This is a genomic window from Treponema bryantii NK4A124 (assembly GCF_000421345.1).
Lineage (GTDB): Bacteria > Spirochaetota > Spirochaetia > Treponematales > Treponemataceae > Treponema_D > Treponema_D bryantii_B.
In genome coordinates, this window is record NZ_ATWV01000007.1 from 41483 (window position 1) to 57150 (window position 15668).

The following is a 15668-nucleotide window of genomic DNA, read 5'->3' on the forward strand; positions in this document are numbered from 1 at the left end:
CGACCTATCGGTGGTTGAGTAGCCGTGTAACGGCGTATCGAAACCACCATGTAAAGCATATGACTAATTATTTTGATGCCTATAACTGGGACACAATGCTGAATGCACATACCCCAGTTCATTATGATATCTCCAAATATTTCAATATCCTTTGTCCGCGTGACGATTATCCGACATTTTTAGACCGCTATATAGCACTGCCGGTTATGCAGAGGCTTGCCGGTGTAGGACTTCTTTGCGGAACCGACTGGACACCCCTTTACCGAAACCGTTTTTATTATTCCCGTCTGGACCACAGCAAGGGAGTTGCCCTGATTGTCTGGCACTTTACCCACAACAAGGCTCAGACAATTGCGGGTTTACTGCATGATATTTCTACACCGGTTTTCAGTCATGTTTCTGATTTTCGTAAGGGAGATGCCCTGACACAAACTGCAACAGAAGAGCCTACGGCAAGAATTATCCGTGGTGATGCGGAACTTGGCCGCCTGCTCGCAGAAGACGGACTTAGGCCAGAAGAAGTTGAAGATTACCACATTTACCCTATTGCAGATAACGAGATACCGCAATTAAGTGCAGACCGTCTGGAATACATGTTTCCATCCGGAATGGCTCTGGATGGCAGCTGGACAATGGAAGAAATCCGCCGCTGCTATAATGACCTGGTGATTTTAAAAAATGAAAATGGAGATGATGAACTGGGCTTCCGAACGCTTGAGGTGGCCGAGCTTTACTGCGAACACTTTTGTATGATTGGCCATATTCTCCAGTTGAACGAAAACAAGCTTACCCTTCATATGCTTGGACAGATTATGAATATGGCTGAGAAGGCCGGAGTGGTTAGCGAAAATGATTTTATGACTTTGAGTGAAAAAGAGGTGATGGGGAAGCTTGATACGGTGGTTGAGTGCCCGCAAAGCGGGCCTATCGAAACCACCGTAAATCACGAAACGACTAAGAGTTCTGCGGTGGTTTCGATACGTCCTTCGGACTACTCAACCACCGTATTGGCACGTATGTACAAAACCTTCCGCACAATGACTAAGATTGAGCATACTAACCAGCCGCTGCCGGAAGACCAATACTTTTGTGTGAACCTCAAGGTTAAGCATAGATATATAAATCCGCTGGTGGTGGTTGAGTGCCCGCAAAACGGGTGTATCGAAACCACCGTAAAATCAAAGCGTCTTTCCGAGGTCTCCGAAAAGGCTTGCCGCATCATAGAAGATTTTAAGACCTTCAGCGACACTGCCTACGGTTGCGTCAAACTCATATAATCACTAAAATACCGTTATGATTGAATTAACAAGCAAACAGAGAAAGAATCTTGAAAAACTCGCACATGACCTTCAGCCGGTAGTAATTGTAGGCGGAGCTGGCGTAACAGACGGCGTTATTTCTATGGTAGACAATTCACTCGCCGCACACGAACTCATCAAAGTAAAATTCAACGAATATAAAGATGAAATCCGCGAACTCACAACAGAGCTCTGTGAAAAAACAGACGCTACTCTCGTCCGCATTATCGGTTTTACAGTAATACTTTTCCGCGAAGCAGAAGAGGAAGAAAACAGAAAGATTAAGCTGTAGATCCTGAAACATAGGGAGCGGCACTGCGTAGCAGGGCAAAAATAGTCCAGTGGACTATTTTTAGCGAGTCTCCGAGCAGCTGTGCTGCGAAGGTTCAGGATGACGCTATTCTACTGAAGGCCCAGCGCACGATTGCCAGGGCATACTTCATCTGCGACTCCGGCAGGAAGACATAATACTTCTGCTCGCCTTCTTCTCCGGCGGCAGTAAGCTGCATAACGCTGTTTGAAACAGAAAGCACTGCTGTAAGGCTGGAAAGCGGGAGTTCCGAAGTTCCTGTTTTTGAAAAAATCGCTACCCGCTTATCTGTAACAACAAAATCACCTTCATTATCTTTTTGAACAGTTTCCGTTGCATACAAAATCTTCTCGTTCTGATTCAGTTTGAGACGCTGAAAATGTACAAGCGGAGTTTTTGATTCTGCAGTTAGCGGCAGCTTATATAGATGGGTATCAACATAAGGATTTTCGTAATCAGTTTTTTTACCCGCAGCACGGAAGTTACGCCAGAGAACAAGAATAAGAATCACTAAGAAGAAAAGGAAAACATAAAAGGCCCTTCCAAGACTGCGGCCACTCTGTCTTTTTACGGAACGAGGAAGACGTTCTTGGTCCGGCTCGTCACTGGACTTTTCTGACTTTTCCTTTTTATCTGCTGCTGGAGAAATTTTCTTTTCTTTTTTTGATGGACGGCCCGGATTTGCAGGAGCGTCGTATGCAGTTTCACCGCCGGAGTATTTGAATGGAAGAGAAACTCCACCCGTATTATAAGAAGGCTCTAACAAAAGTATAAAGGCTACGATTGCAATGTAGAGAAGAGAACCGGCTCCTGTAATTATGATTTTCCGCTTTTTCTTCCAGGCAGTCATAAACCACATGAGGGCAAGACCAAGCGGAATAAGGACGATGCTGCAAAAACAAATTATTGTAATGATTGAAAGGACTTTATCTCTTTGCATTCGAAATCAACTCCAAATGTATACTTTAAGTTATCTGTATTCATTATATCAGAGGGAGAGCCGAAAAGCACGGATTTTTTTGAGTCCATAGTCCTTCCCGCCGGCGGCAGCAGGAGGATTTTGTCGGCAAAGCGGACCGCTAAGTTGATGTCGTGGACGGCCGCGAGAATGCCGAGATTTCTTTTGTGGGCGGTGTCGCGGAGCAGTTGCATCAGGTGCGGTTCGTAAACGTAGTCGAGGTTTGCGGCCGGCTCGTCGAGAAGAAGGAAGCACGGAGTTTGAGCAAGGGCTCGTGCCAGTCGGATTTTCTGAAACTCACCGCCCGAAAGCTCGTGGATATAGCGTTGAGAAAAATCAGAAAGGCCGAGTTCCCTCAAAACTTTGTCTACCACTTCGTAATCCGCCGCGGCATAGTTCGCAGGGCCGGCGCCAAACAAACTTCGTTTCGTATAAGCATAGCGCCCCTGAAGCACGTAGTCGTGCACAAGGAAGTTCCACTCCGAGTATTCGTTTTGCTGCATGAAAGCAATAAGTCGGGCAAGTTCGTGACGAGGTGGTTTCGATACACGCCGCTTCGCGTCGCACTCAACCACCATAATTTCCGAAGCACCGGTGGTTGAGTGATGCAAAGCATCGTATCGAAACCACCCGACTTGCCCAGATGCTTTAAGGCCCGCATCTGCCACTCCGGCCATCACACTCAGCAAAGTTGATTTACCGGCGCCGTTGGGTCCGCAGAGACAGACAAAGTCGCTCTGCTGTAAGCTAAAGCTAACACCAGATAAAACTATTTTATCGCCGTAAGAAGCAGAAAGGTTTTGTATTTTCAATTCACTCATTTCCGCCTCCCAAGACAAAGTGCCAGGAAGAATGGCACACCTAAAATCGAAGTAATGATTCCTGCAGGAAGTTCGCCCGGTGCAATTACAACTCGGGCAAAGGTATCTGAAAGCAAAAGAAGTGTCGCTCCAAAAATCATACTGAAAGGAAGGAGGGTGCGGGCACGAGGACCGAGAAATTTTCTTACGATGTGAGGAGCGATGAGCCCTACAAAACCAATGGTTCCGCCAGCACATACTGCACAGCTCACAGCAAGAGAGCCACACAAAAGCACCAGCACACGCAGGCGGTCAACTTCAACGCCGAGGGCAGCCGCCGATTTTTCTCCGCCGGTTAGAAGATCCAGCGGACCGGAAATACAAAACATCAGAACCAGCGAAAGCAGCGCAGGCAGCAAAATGAAAATCAGTTCATTCCAGCCACGACCATTAAAGCTTCCAAGTATCCAGGTGTAAATTGAATGAAGCTCTTTGTTGCAGGTGAGAAGCAGCATTGAACTAACGCTTGAGTAAAGCGTACCAAGTGCAGTTCCGCAAAGCAGCAGCATAACAGAAGAGGCCTTTCCACTGCGACTAAAGGCAAGAGAAGTCACGAGTACTCCCGCGCCCAGTGCACCCGCAAAGGCACAAAGATTCACAGGCGAAATAAAAGCCCCGACACCACCCTTACCAGTAAGAGCCATAAAGCCAGGAACAATACTCGCAATAACAGCACCAAGCGTAGCCCCGGAAGAGATTCCCATAATACCCGGCTCAGCCAGCGGGTTTCTAAAAAAGAGTTGGAAAACAGCCCCGCTTCCGCCGAGCAAAAGGCCAGTAATAAAAACAAGCAGCACACGTGGAAGACGCAGCTGCCATAAGATGATATTTTCGAATTTATCACCCTGCCCGAAAACTGCCGCAAGACTCACCTTTTCTGCGCCGAGAGTCAGGGCGAGCATCACTGAAATTATCAGGAGAATAGGAGAAAAGATTTTCCAGAAAAGAGAGATCTTATTTGTCACCCCGAACTTGTTTCGGGGTCTATAAAAAGATGCTGAAACAAGTTCAGCATGACTAGACTTCTTTGACAAAATTTCTTCCTTCTATTTCAACAATTCAGAAAGTTCCAGAACTACATCAGCAACGCGGGGGCCCGGCCTTGTGTAAACGTTATCATCTACAACAAAAACGCGGCTGCCCTTCACTGCAGGAATATCGGCCCAGCCATTACGAAGGCCAACTGCATCAGCCGCCATGCCTGTGCTGGCAGGAATCAGAATAACTGCAGGCTGGCGGGAAATAATCGACTCCTCACTTACCATAGGATAAGCATCCGGTAAATCAGCAAAAATATTTTCGCCACCCGCAGCCTTAATTACATCATTAATAAAAGAAGTGGCACCCGCAGACATATAAGGAGCGTTCCAGACTTCCCAGTAAACCTTTACGGCAGCGTCGCCGGCTCCGGACTTTGCACCGCTCTTATGAGCCGAAGCCTCAGCCTTCTTCAGTTTTTTCTCCATGCCGTCTACAACTTTTGCAGCTTCTTTTTCATGGCCGGTGATTTTACCAACCTCAAGAATCTCTGTCTCCACAGAAGCAATTGAATCACCCTTAGAAACATAGTAAGCAATTCCGTTGGCTTCCAGAGTCGCAATCAAAAAGTTGTGCATGCCTTCAGTGATGTAAACAAGATCCGGCTTGAAGGACATGATTGTTTCAAGGCTCAAAGTTTTTCCGTCAAAACCGCCAACCACAGGCTTAGCCTTTGCCGCCTCCGGAAAATCTGTAAACTCACTTACAGCAGAAACCTGTTCGCCCGCGCCAATTGTAAAAAGAATCTCAGCAGCACTTGGCGACAGGGCTACAATTGATTTTGGATAGTCCGAACTAACAGCCTGCTTTGGCTTTTTTGCAAAAGCGGCGAACACTAAAGAAGTAAAAAGTAAAATTGGTAAAAAAATTTTTTTATTCATTTTTTATCTCGTACAGGTGGTTTCGATACGATGCTTCGCATCACTCAACCACCATGTCTAATTTATCTGCAACCCCACTGAGAATAATAAGAATCAAGTTCCTTCTTAATCTCATCAGTAATTACCGACTTATCACCATTTGTATAAAGCGCATCAACAACATCGCTCATAGAAACAATTGCGCGAGCCGGGAAGCCGTACTTTTCTGTAATCACTTCGAGGGCAGACTTTGTAGTATCAGGAGCACGCTCTTCGCGGTTGAGACTTACAATTTCACCTACAATTTTGATTGCGCCAGGTGTAGTCTCCAGCGCCTTGATTTTCGGATAAACTTCTTCAATAGATTTTCCGCTGGTTGTAACGTCTTCAATAATCACAACCTTATCGCCATCCTGAATCTTATAGCCGAGGATTGCCCCCTTATCTGCACCGTGGTCTTTTTCTTCCTTGCGGTCGCAGCAGTATTTAATTTCTTTTCCATAAAGCTCGCTGTAGGCAACGGCAGTCACAACCGCCAGAGGAATTCCCTTGTAGGCCGGACCAAAGAAAACGTCGATGTCATCGCCAAAGTTGTCGTGAATTGCCTGCGCATAATATTTTCCAAGCTGAGCAAGCTGCCCTCCGGTCACATAAGCCCCCGCATTCATAAAAAAGGGCGACTGTCTTCCACTCTTGAGTGTGAACGACCCAAACTTAAGCACCTCGCAGCGCACCATAAAATCAATAAATTCTTTCTTGTAATTTTCCATAAACTTGATTATATAAAAAAAAGATTTCCAATTCTAGGTTGACGAATCATACTTTTGGCATTATTATTTTACTCGAATAAATCCGACTCGGTTTCAACCGAGTAAAAAAAAAGACAAGGAAGTTATATGATTAAAGAAGATCCATTTTTAGGAAGAAAAGAAAATATCAAAACAATCTCAAATTTCTTTAAATCAGACAAAGATGCGGCAGCCCTTATTTATGGACGGCGTCGTGTTGGCAAAACAGAACTGATAAAGCACTGTCTAAAAGAAACAAAAACAACTTCCATTTATTATGAGTGTAAGGAAACTTCTGAAAATAATAATGTAAAATCTCTTTCCGAAATTATCGCAGATACTTTTGGTCTGCCGCCCTTAGCTTTTGATACCTTTGAATCAACTCTATCATTTCTCTATAAAAAAGCTTCAGAAAAAGAATTAATTGTTGTGATTGATGAATATCCCTATATTCGGAAAGTTGTAGCAGGATTGGACAGCATAATTCAGTCATTTATCGACAATAACAAGTCCACTTCCAGATTAAAATTGATTTTATGTGGCTCTTATGTAGAGACCATGAAGTCTTTACTTTCTGAAAATAATCCTCTTTTTGGCCGTTTTGATCTGGTTATGAATCTTAAGGCTATGGATTATTATGAATCCGCTCTCTTCTATAAAGATTTCAATGACGAAGATAAGGTACGTTTGTATTCTGTTTTTGGGGGAATTCCTTATTACAACAGGCGCATTGATTCATCAAAGACTGTAAAACAGAATATAATTGATTTGATTGCAAGCTCTGGCAGCCGCTTTGAAAATGAAGTACAGATGCACCTGAAATCCGAAATCTCTAAAATGCAGAATGCATACGAGGTCTTTGAAGCTCTGTCAAAGGGCTTTGTTCGATTCAAGGACATTCTTTCACAATCGCAGGTTTCAAGTTCGCCTACTCTTGCAGATGTTCTTGATAAGTTAATTAATATGGATGTTGTTCTAAAAGAATCACCTATTAACGATGAAAATAATAAGAAAAAAGCTGGCTATTATATTTCGGACCAGCTGACTTTATTTTATTTCAAATACATTTACAGAAATCTTTCAAGGCTTGCCGTAATGGATTCGGAAGCTTTTTATGACAAATTTATTGAACCAGATTTTGAAGAACATTATGTGCCACAGGCTTTTGAACAGATCTGCAGACAATTTTTAACCCTTAAAAATCGTTCCGGTGAATTAACTGATTCTTTTGAAAAAATCGGGAAATACTGGTATGACGATCCGGTAAATCACAAAAACGGTGAATTTGATGTAGTCACCGAAAATGAAGGCCGCTATATTTTCTACGAAGCAAAATTCCGCGAAGGAAAATTAGACACAAACCTTATCTGGAACGAAATCCAACAGGTAAATAATACGGGTTTAGTTTGCAGTAAATACGGCTTCTTCTCTAAATCTGGTTATAAAGCAATTGATGAGTCACATAAAAAACAATTGATTCTTTATAAGCTTGAAGATTTATACAGGTGATTGATATGAGTGCAACATTTTTATTTCCAGATAAATCAGACTTCTCGCCGGATATGAAAGAAACTGCCCGCTACTTGGGTTACAGCAGATTTGTTTCGCCGGATCAGGATGTTTCGGAGCTATTAGAAAAGGCTGCTAGCGAGATGGCGGAGGTGATGAAGGTTCAGGCTGTTTTTGAAGTTTTTGATTTGTCGGTGGTTGAGTGCCGCGATAGCGGTGTATCGAAACCATCTTATGAGCCGACAGATCAGGTGGTTTCGATACGTCCTTCGGACTACTCAACCACCCTGTCTTTTGCGGATGTTACACTGCACTCTCGGGACCTGGGCAGAAACCTTAGCGGCTGTTCTCAGGTTGCCCTGCTCGCCGCAACTATCGGACCGCAGGTAGACACACTCATCCGTCGCTACTCTTCGCTCGACCCGGTGTATGCCAGTATCTTACAGGCGACCGGTGCAATGTTTATAGAAGAACTTGTTGATTTAGTAAATGCTGAAATAAAAAAAATAGCCGCAGCACAGGGACTGAAAACGAAGCCTCGTTACAGTCCGGGCTACGGCGATGTGCCTCTGCAAGTGCAGAAAGATTTTTTCAGGCTGCTGCCTTGTACCCGCATAGGGCTTACCCTCATGGATACACTGATTATGGCGCCGGAGAAGTCGGTTACGGCATTTGTAGGAATCGGTGGTTGAGTAGCCCGAAGGGCGTATCGAAACCACCTTATGAGCCGACATCTGCGGTGGTTTCGATACACTCGCTTCGCGAGCACTCAACCACCGTATTTGCAGTCTATTTCAAACAGCTACGGTCCAGACGGTCAAAACCGTCTGTGAGCTTGCGGGCAATTTCAACCAGCTTAGCCAGATCACCTTTTCTTGCACCTTCGATATTCAGCGGCATAACCGGGTCGTGAAGAGACAATCTCAAGAGCATCCAGCCCTGAACACTTTCACTCTTAAAGCTGATTCTAACACCTTCGAAAGATTCAGGCATTTCGTATTCTGCTTCGATTGCGCGGCGCTTGAATTCTGCGAGCACGCTCTGACCGTAAGTCTTAAAATCATCTCCGGAAATCTTAAAGCGGTATTCACCCTCTTCCACAAGTGGAGGAAGCTTTTCGATAAGGCTGTCGAGCTTCTTACCCTGACTAGCAGCCTGAGCCAGAGCAATTACAAGCTTAACAGCGAGGAAGGCACCATCATCAAGGAAGTAATTATCCTTCAAAGCTCCGTGACCAGAAGTCTCCATAGCGAGAGGTGCAACAATACCCTTTGCATTCAATTCCTTCTGTTTGTTGATTACGTTCTTGTAACCGCGCATGTAGCAGAGGTGCTTAAGGCCAAGCACATCCTGCAGGAAGTATGTAAGGCGGTCTGATGTAACACTGTCTGTAATAATAGTAGAACCCGGATATTCAGGAGCAAGAATTGCGGCTATCATAGCGATGATAGAGTCGCGGTTGATTTCGCTTCCGTCGCTGAGGACGGCAGACATACGGTCAACGTCGGTATCAAAAATCAAACCGAGGTCGGCCTTGTTGTTAAGCACTGCCGAGCGGATTGCTTCCATTGCCTGTTTATTTTCCGGATTAGGAATGTGGTTAGGAAACATACCATCCGGCTCAAGGAACTGACTTCCTGTAGTATCAGCTCCAAGAGGCTGAAGAATTTTATCAACAAAAAATCCTGAGGCACCGTTTCCACTGTCAACTACGATATGAAGACCAGTGAGAGGCTTGTCGCCCTTACCAAGATCTTTAAGACCATCAGCAATCTTTCCCTTGAGATAATCAGCATAAATTGAAAGCAGGTCAATTTTTTCGATATAAGCATTTACGGTAGCAGGATTCAACATGCCTGCAAGATTCAAAATCTCAGTAATATCTTCATGCTCAAGACCTCCATCAGCATCAAAAAACTTAATGCCATTGCGGTTGAAAGGAAGGTGGCTGGCAGTAATCATTGCTGAGCCGTTGAAATTTGTTTCCGGGAAAACAATAGACATAAACATTGCAGGAGTAGTTGCCATACCACAGTCTACAACAGTAGCACCTGCACTAATCATTCCGGCAATCAAAGCATCTGCAAGGGCAGGACCAGTAACACGAGAGTCACGGCCAACACCAATATGAAGGGCTGTAGAATCAACATCCAGCTTTTTAGCAAGCCAGCTTACATAAGCACAGCCAATCTGCTTTGCAATCTGTGGAGTAAGATTTACATTCTCACCTTCCACACCCTCTATAGCAACACCACGGATATCGCTTCCGTTCTGCAATTTCATTAAATCCATATTATCCGTCCTTAATAAATCGTTTTATTCAATTATATTCTGATAGACCGAAAACAACAAGACATACTTTCCGTATTGATTTTTACTTTACGAAAATTATCCTATTCACAGACAGTATTATCAATGTATAATTGATAATATGAATAAGGTTTTATTAACTCCGGCAAAATGTGCTCTGGATATGGGAGACGGCAGCGAACGCGGTCTTTATGTGAATCAGGATTATATTCTGCAGAAGCTTGGAAAAGTTCACCGCGGAATCAGTCTTATGTATACCTACTACCCTAATGATAAGGAATGGCCAACCCGTGCCTGCGAAATTGATTTAGGTCGTGAATCTGCAGGTGCATGGGATTCTCCATACGAAAATTATTTCCCTTACCGCGGTGGCCGCGAAGGCCTGCGCGATGGAGAGCCTTTCAATTTTATGAAGGAAATCCGCCGCCACGGAATGGATGTTGTTCTTACAATCACAATTGATCCTCACCTGAAGGAAGAAGATATCATTCTGCTTGCAAAGGATCTGCGACCTTATGGCCGTCTTCTCCTTCGCGTAAATCATGAATGTACCGGAGACTGGTTCTGCTATACCCGCCGTGCGACCTATCAGGAAATTGCTGATTTCTTTGTTATGGTTTGCCGTGTCATGCACAAATATGCTCCAAACGTAAAAATGATTTTATGTGCCGGCATGTGGCAGAAATCTACAGGTAAACTTGAAATGGAAGATATTTTCCTGGAAGCCCACAAGGCTGCCGATATCTGGTCCGGTGACAATTATCTTTCCCTTCACTGGGGCTGGCCTAATGATGTTGTTTCGAAAGAGACTGCAAACTATGCCCGCTACAGCGTTGCCGAGGTTTACGAAAAATGTAAGATGACGCTGAAGAGGCTGCGCAAAATAACAGGTCAGGACAAGCCTATGGTACTTTCTGAATTGAATGCCGATGGTGATGTTGCGGGTCCTTATGTTCAGTCAAATATGATGAAGCAGTTTATGGAACTTCTTCAGAAGGATAAAGAACACTGGCTCAGCGCCTTTACCTTCTACCAGTTCAGAGATGACGGCCGCCTGGGTATGGAGATTACAGACCCTAACAACAGCGAAGTTGGAATTGAACAGCCGGTTATGGCAATGTACAGAAAGCAGCTTCATAAGCCATTCTTTAGTCAGAAGATTGTAAAAGCTGAAAAGGCAGACATCAACTTGCCTGCTACTTTGCGCTGGGGTGGTTCTGAAGATGCTGAAGGAATTGAAGTTCCGGTAAAGTTAAACAGAAGTCCTGTTCAGTTTGAGCTTCACTTTGGAAAAGAACTCGAATCCCTTAATATGATGATTGAGTTTGAAGGCTGGTGGTTTTATAAAGCACCGGGCACAAAGGTTGTTGATTTAATGCCGTATTTTTATGAAAACAAAAATGCAATTAAAAAGCCGGCTACATGTAAACTCCACTACTTCCTACCACCTGCTGATGGAATGAATAAACCAAAAAACGGTGACCCTTACGAAGCAAAGGACGGAGACTGGCTTTACAACTACTACGCTGTGCTACCAGCCCTGCCTGAAATTAAAATTGAAGAAGTTCCGGTATGCCGGGGAATTACACACTTAAAATGACCGCAGTGCCGCAGAGAGAAGTTCTGCGGCTTTTTTATGCGTTAGGGCAGAAGGGTGCCAGTCTGCGCCGATTCCATCTGATTCAAGCTGCTGGGTAAAAAGTACAGCCTTTGCTTTTACAGCAGGAAAATCCTTTTTGAAAAGTTCTACTGCTTCCTTTACAGAGTCGTTCAGCGCCTCGCCCATAATTCCAAGGCAGCAGCAGATTGCGGCACCAGGGCTGCGGCGGTGAACTGCCTCAATCAGCTGACGAAGCTGGGCTGTATATTCCAGTCGGCGTTCTTCCATTCCGCGTACCCAGCTGATGTCATTTGTACCAAGATGAATTACTACAATATCAGGCTGGTAGCGCGAAGCATCCCAGACCTCTGGTTCAATTCCAAGTCTGAGCGAAAGTGATTTATCTGTATAAGGCCAGTTTGCCTGCATAAGCCAGTGGGTATCCGGCAGCATAATAGTTTCAGGGTCAACGTAATTAGAAATCAAACCGATGCCGCTCCAGCTGCAGAGTTGAACCTGGGCGCCAAGGGCTTTAGCAGTAAGAAAGGCATAGGCTTTGTCCGGGCGTTCCTGCTGGGTTGTAAAAGTATCTTTTTCCCAGACACCTTCTATACCGTAGCCGCAGGTAATGCTGTCGCCAATGAACTCGAGTTTGAGCTGGTGGTTGAGCTTGTCGAAACCACCATTCAAAGCCGGCTCAGTCTCAAGCACTCCGTCTATCTCAAGACTCTTAAAACCCGCATAGCCAAAGGCACATTCACTGAATTTCATAACGCGCACTGTCACAGTTTTTTCAACCGGTGAATCAAAAAGCACAAGGTGATTTTCGCACTCGGTCAATGTAATGCGCTGTGTCGGCTCTTCCGGAATTGCTCCAATACTTGTATCAGCGCCATCAGTTACAAAAATTCCAAGCACGCCCTTGTTAGCCTGGCTCCAGGAATCAGGGTCGCTCAAAATTACAGCCTCGGCCTTTTTGCCTTTCATAACAAAGCAGAAACCGCTGGCAGAATAATCAAAATAGCGGATGCCTTCGTGGTCCAGGTAGCGGCCGGACCAGATAATATCGTCTTTATTAATTTTTTTCATTTATTTCCTCAACCTAAACACTTTAGAACCGCGGCGAGGGTCCCAGATCTTACGGCGCTCTGCCGGAATAGACTCAATAGAATCTTCTTCAAAACCAAGTTTTTCAAACCAGTCGGCAGTCTGAGTTGTCATAATAAAAATTGAACTGGCTCCACCTTCACCGGCCTGGTCAATCAGAGAGTCTATAAGTTTTGGGCCGATTCCCATGTGGGCATAATTTTCATCAACTGCAACAGCCGCAATTTCTGCCTGACCGTCATCATAAAAATGAAGGGCTGCACAGGCATGAACTCCACCATCAAGCTCGTAGACAATATAATCTTCCAGCCTTGCAGCAACCTCTTCTTCTGTTCGAGACAAAAGCTTTCCGCTTTCTACAAAAGGCTTCATAATTGCAAGCACAGAAGGAATATCTGTCTGCTCCATTGCCCGAACCTTGCCGTAGTTTCCGGTATAGATCATTGTTCCCGAACCAAGGCCGCTGAAAATTTCACAGGGAAGAACACCATCAGAATCACCATTCAAAATATGAACACGGGTAACCCCTGCCCTGCAGGCTTCCTGAGCAGCCTTCAAAACATTTTTAATATCTCCATCAGCTTCGGCATTTTTTTCAAGAAAGAGGTCTACTTCTTCCAGATTCATTGCGGGAATATTTCCACTTTCAGAAAGTGCAAAGCCATCCGGAATAATATATTTTCCGGCAACAATTTCTTCCTTGAACATCATAAAGAAAAGCTTGTCTGCCTTGAGGTTCATTGCCACCTGTTTTGCAAGCAGCATAGAAGAAATATTGTAAGGGTGACCGGCCGCATTCCAGCCTATGCAAGGGAAGATTGGAATAAAACCATCATTCAAAACTGTGCGGATTGCTTCTGTTTCCAGCCTGTCTATTTCTCCGGCAGTTCCAAAATCAAAACCACCAAGTACACCTTTGCCACGGGCGCGAACCCAGTTACCGATTACCGCTGTAATATTGTTTGCAGCAAGGCTTGTCATTACTGTGTTTGAAACATCGAAGGCAGCCATTTTGATAAGAGGCATTGCGTCAGAAGATGTAACACGGAAGGTATCGTGGTAGGTCCATTTGATTTTTGCATTATTCAGTACTTCGTCTATTCGGCGGCGGGCACCAGGAATCAATACAACCTTGAGGCCAGCCTGATGCAGCATAGCAATATCGCGGATGTGCGAAGAGAAAAGCGGAGAGCTGATAGTTTTATCATCAAGATAAATTACTAAAAGAGCATTCTTAAATTTCTGAAGATAGCGGATTACGTCGCGAACGTTTTCTGCCTTTTTTGATGTAGTCATAAATCCTATTATAGCAGACTTTCTACTTGCGTGTGAATTGACTCATAAAGTTCCAGGCATGTTCACAGGTATGCTCACGGCAGTCGTGGCCCTGCCCGCTTATGCTTGCAAAAACACTGAGAATGCGGCCATCTGTAGAACGGAACTTCTGCATGGTAAGGGTGGCATCTCGGCTTTCGTCATAAGAAGTTTCCACTTCGTCACCATTAATTCCCCAGATTTTGTTTTCCCATTTGTCTTTGTTTTCAAGCTTTACTTCTTCCTCGTAGCGGTCTGCAAGTTCGGCATTGTTTAAGAGAAGCGTGTAGGCCATGCGGTCCAGACATTTCTGGGCCTGAAAAGGCAGTTCTGGAAGAGGTGTTACTTCACCACCGGCATAGAAAACCGGAACCGGCTCAGTTGTATTTATGCTGCCTGCAGTGTTTGAGTGCCCGTCAGGGCCTATCGAAACCACCTTGTTTCCATAAACATTGCAGCCAACATCGAAGGTTGCATCCATTGGAGCCGCTGCAGCCAAAACTTCCGGATATTCCTGAATCATATCCCAGGTTTTGCAGCCACCCATGGAAAAGCCTGTCGCATAAACGCGACTGCTGTCGATCGGGTATTTTTTCTTTAAGATTTCCAGAAGCTCGACCATCTCTGTTGCGGTTGAGTTCAGATGATTTTCAATTGTGACAAGCAGGAAGTTGTGTCTGTGGCAGATTTTTGCCCAGCCCGCCATTGTCGCAAAGAAGAAACAGGAGTCGCCGCCTCCGTGGAAGCCAAGCACAAGCGGCACTCCGCCTGCGGTCTTTTCGGCATTTGTGGCATTTTCAGCCTCGCTTTCAAAAAGCCCCTTGTTATAAAAAGCAAAGTAACCGATTTTGTGAGTCTTACTTCCTTTGTCATCGCCGCAATTATCCGGAGAAGTTTTTACTTCTGCGATACCGGGTTCAATTACAAGACCGTCTTTTTCCAAATCCGGGTCAATCTGCAGAGGGCCATTCATGCGGCGGAACTGACGGGCAAAGGAATAATAATCAGAAAGAAATTCCTGGGCAGACGGAGCAGCCTCGCGCTTCAAAAAATGCTTACAGCGGCTTTCAAAAAGTTCGTTGGCCTCTGCTCTGTTTCCATAAGAGATTACAGGAATATCATCCGCACCAACTTCGGGAGCCACAGACAAGCCTGTCAAAAGACAGGTCGCCGGAGCCAGATCGGAACGCCCCCAGAGCCCGTCACCTTCAAAATGATGAAGACAATTTTCAGCAATATAATCGGCACCAGTACCAAAGCCGCAGAGCAGAATTCTAAAAATGGCCCCGCGGATAAAATATCCGTCTATTGCATGGCGAAAAACATTGCTGGCAATAACAACGCCGTCTTTATGATACTGATGTATTTTCGAATTAGAAATTATCTCAGAAAGAATGTCGGGAGCAGCAGAAGCCCAGTCACAAGGCTGTCCGCTTCCTTCATCAAGAGGAGAAATAAAAACTACGCTGGAATCAAAATCAGCAGCAAGCTTTTCAAAACCATGCTGTCGGGCAAAGGCAACCTGCTCAGCTTCATCAAGAGCCTTTTCCGCAAACACCAGAAGATAAGGCGCATTAAAACCATAGTTCAAAATATCGCCCTGCAGCGGCGACTTTGGCACATAAACCCTCGCCTCAAACTTTTCGTAAGTATTTTTCCAAAAAGCTCCGTCGGAAGTTGTTGTAACCAGCGGCATTTTTTCCATTTTCATTTTTG

Annotated in this window: 14 protein-coding genes; 5 read left to right on the forward strand and 9 right to left on the reverse strand. The window is 44.9% G+C overall.

What is annotated here, in order from left to right; genetic code table 11:
• Nucleotides 1-59: 59 nt before the first annotated feature.
• The gene (locus tag G626_RS0108485; RefSeq protein ID WP_027727059.1) at nt 60-1277 is read left to right on the forward strand and encodes an HD domain-containing protein; all 1218 of its coding nucleotides are present in this window, start codon (nt 60-62) and stop codon (nt 1275-1277) included.
• A gap of 16 nt (nt 1278-1293) precedes the next feature.
• Entirely contained in the window at nt 1294-1590 is a 297-nt protein-coding gene (locus tag G626_RS0108490) for a YhbY family RNA-binding protein (RefSeq protein ID WP_022932361.1), read from the forward strand.
• Between the two features lie 94 nt (nt 1591-1684).
• Here G626_RS0108490 and G626_RS0108495 read toward each other — a convergent pair whose 3' ends face one another.
• The 5 genes from G626_RS0108495 to pyrE form a co-directional block, all read right to left on the reverse strand.
• Nucleotides 1685-2548: a hypothetical protein gene (locus tag G626_RS0108495; protein WP_022932362.1), complete on the reverse strand. Its 864-nt coding sequence runs from the start codon at nt 2546-2548 to the stop codon at nt 1685-1687.
• Nucleotides 2512-3387 (reverse strand): ABC transporter ATP-binding protein, encoded by an 876-nt coding sequence (locus G626_RS0108500; protein ID WP_022932363.1) that lies wholly within the window; start codon nt 3385-3387, stop codon nt 2512-2514. Before G626_RS0108500 ends, G626_RS0108495 begins: the two co-directional genes overlap by 37 nt.
• Nucleotides 3384-4460, reverse strand: coding sequence for a FecCD family ABC transporter permease (locus G626_RS15920; RefSeq protein WP_022932364.1), 1077 nt, complete (start codon nt 4458-4460; stop codon nt 3384-3386). Before G626_RS15920 ends, G626_RS0108500 begins: the two co-directional genes overlap by 4 nt.
• A 12-nt stretch (nt 4461-4472) precedes the next feature.
• Entirely contained in the window at nt 4473-5345 is an 873-nt protein-coding gene (locus tag G626_RS0108510; protein WP_022932365.1) for an ABC transporter substrate-binding protein, read from the reverse strand.
• 62 nt (nt 5346-5407) lie between these two features.
• Nucleotides 5408-6094, reverse strand: coding sequence for an orotate phosphoribosyltransferase (gene pyrE, locus G626_RS0108515; RefSeq protein ID WP_022932366.1), 687 nt, complete (start codon nt 6092-6094; stop codon nt 5408-5410).
• Nucleotides 6095-6220: 126 nt separating this feature from the next.
• On the opposite strand from pyrE, the gene G626_RS0108520 reads away from it, so the two are divergent.
• Both G626_RS0108520 and G626_RS17440 read left to right on the forward strand, forming a co-directional pair.
• Nucleotides 6221-7621, forward strand: coding sequence for an ATP-binding protein (locus tag G626_RS0108520; RefSeq protein ID WP_022932367.1), 1401 nt, complete (start codon nt 6221-6223; stop codon nt 7619-7621).
• Nucleotides 7622-7626: 5 nt separating this feature from the next.
• Complete coding sequence (locus G626_RS17440) at nt 7627-8313, forward strand: vitamin B12 dependent-methionine synthase activation domain-containing protein (RefSeq protein WP_022932368.1); 687 nt, start codon at nt 7627-7629, stop codon at nt 8311-8313.
• A 97-nt stretch (nt 8314-8410) separates the two neighbouring features.
• Here the strand turns inward: G626_RS17440 and G626_RS0108530 are convergent, their stop codons facing one another.
• The gene (locus G626_RS0108530) at nt 8411-9913 is read right to left on the reverse strand and encodes a phosphohexomutase domain-containing protein (protein WP_022932369.1); all 1503 of its coding nucleotides are present in this window, start codon (nt 9911-9913) and stop codon (nt 8411-8413) included.
• 139 nt (nt 9914-10052) lie between these two features.
• Here G626_RS0108530 and G626_RS0108535 point away from each other — a divergent pair, with 139 nt between their 5' ends.
• Nucleotides 10053-11531 (forward strand): hypothetical protein, encoded by a 1479-nt coding sequence (locus tag G626_RS0108535; protein WP_022932370.1) that lies wholly within the window; start codon nt 10053-10055, stop codon nt 11529-11531.
• Here the strand turns inward: G626_RS0108535 and G626_RS15930 are convergent.
• From G626_RS15930 to G626_RS0108550, 3 genes are read right to left on the reverse strand one after another with little or no spacing between them, the layout of a single operon-like run.
• Nucleotides 11523-12620 (reverse strand): GDSL-type esterase/lipase family protein, encoded by a 1098-nt coding sequence (locus G626_RS15930; RefSeq protein ID WP_022932371.1) that lies wholly within the window; start codon nt 12618-12620, stop codon nt 11523-11525. The two genes, G626_RS0108535 and G626_RS15930, sit on opposite strands and share 9 nt — an antisense overlap.
• The gene (gene argA / locus G626_RS0108545; RefSeq protein ID WP_022932372.1) at nt 12621-13934 is read right to left on the reverse strand and encodes an amino-acid N-acetyltransferase; all 1314 of its coding nucleotides are present in this window, start codon (nt 13932-13934) and stop codon (nt 12621-12623) included. It lies immediately after the preceding gene.
• A gap of 22 nt (nt 13935-13956) precedes the next feature.
• Nucleotides 13957-15663 carry an alpha/beta hydrolase family protein gene (locus tag G626_RS0108550; RefSeq protein WP_022932373.1) on the reverse strand — a complete coding sequence of 569 codons (1707 nt, stop codon included), beginning with the start codon at nt 15661-15663 and terminating at the stop codon, nt 13957-13959.
• Nucleotides 15664-15668: the final 5 nt, after the last annotated feature.

Coding starts and splice junctions, on each gene's coding strand:
- G626_RS0108535 (WP_022932370.1), top strand. CDS start 10,053: ATGAATAAGGTTTTATTAACTCCGGCAAAATGTGCTCTGGATATGGGA.
- pyrE (WP_022932366.1), bottom strand. CDS start 6,094: ATGGAAAATTACAAGAAAGAATTTATTGATTTTATGGTGCGCTGCGAG.
- G626_RS0108495 (WP_022932362.1), bottom strand. CDS start 2,548: ATGCAAAGAGATAAAGTCCTTTCAATCATTACAATAATTTGTTTTTGC.
- G626_RS0108550 (WP_022932373.1), bottom strand. CDS start 15,663: ATGAAAATGGAAAAAATGCCGCTGGTTACAACAACTTCCGACGGAGCT.
- argA (WP_022932372.1), bottom strand. CDS start 13,934: ATGACTACATCAAAAAAGGCAGAAAACGTTCGCGACGTAATCCGCTAT.
- G626_RS0108490 (WP_022932361.1), top strand. CDS start 1,294: ATGATTGAATTAACAAGCAAACAGAGAAAGAATCTTGAAAAACTCGCA.
- G626_RS15930 (WP_022932371.1), bottom strand. CDS start 12,620: ATGAAAAAAATTAATAAAGACGATATTATCTGGTCCGGCCGCTACCTG.
- G626_RS0108530 (WP_022932369.1), bottom strand. CDS start 9,913: ATGGATTTAATGAAATTGCAGAACGGAAGCGATATCCGTGGTGTTGCT.
- G626_RS0108500 (WP_022932363.1), bottom strand. CDS start 3,387: ATGAGTGAATTGAAAATACAAAACCTTTCTGCTTCTTACGGCGATAAA.
- G626_RS0108510 (WP_022932365.1), bottom strand. CDS start 5,345: ATGAATAAAAAAATTTTTTTACCAATTTTACTTTTTACTTCTTTAGTG.
- G626_RS17440 (WP_022932368.1), top strand. CDS start 7,627: ATGAGTGCAACATTTTTATTTCCAGATAAATCAGACTTCTCGCCGGAT.
- G626_RS0108520 (WP_022932367.1), top strand. CDS start 6,221: ATGATTAAAGAAGATCCATTTTTAGGAAGAAAAGAAAATATCAAAACA.
- G626_RS0108485 (WP_027727059.1), top strand. CDS start 60: ATGACTAATTATTTTGATGCCTATAACTGGGACACAATGCTGAATGCA.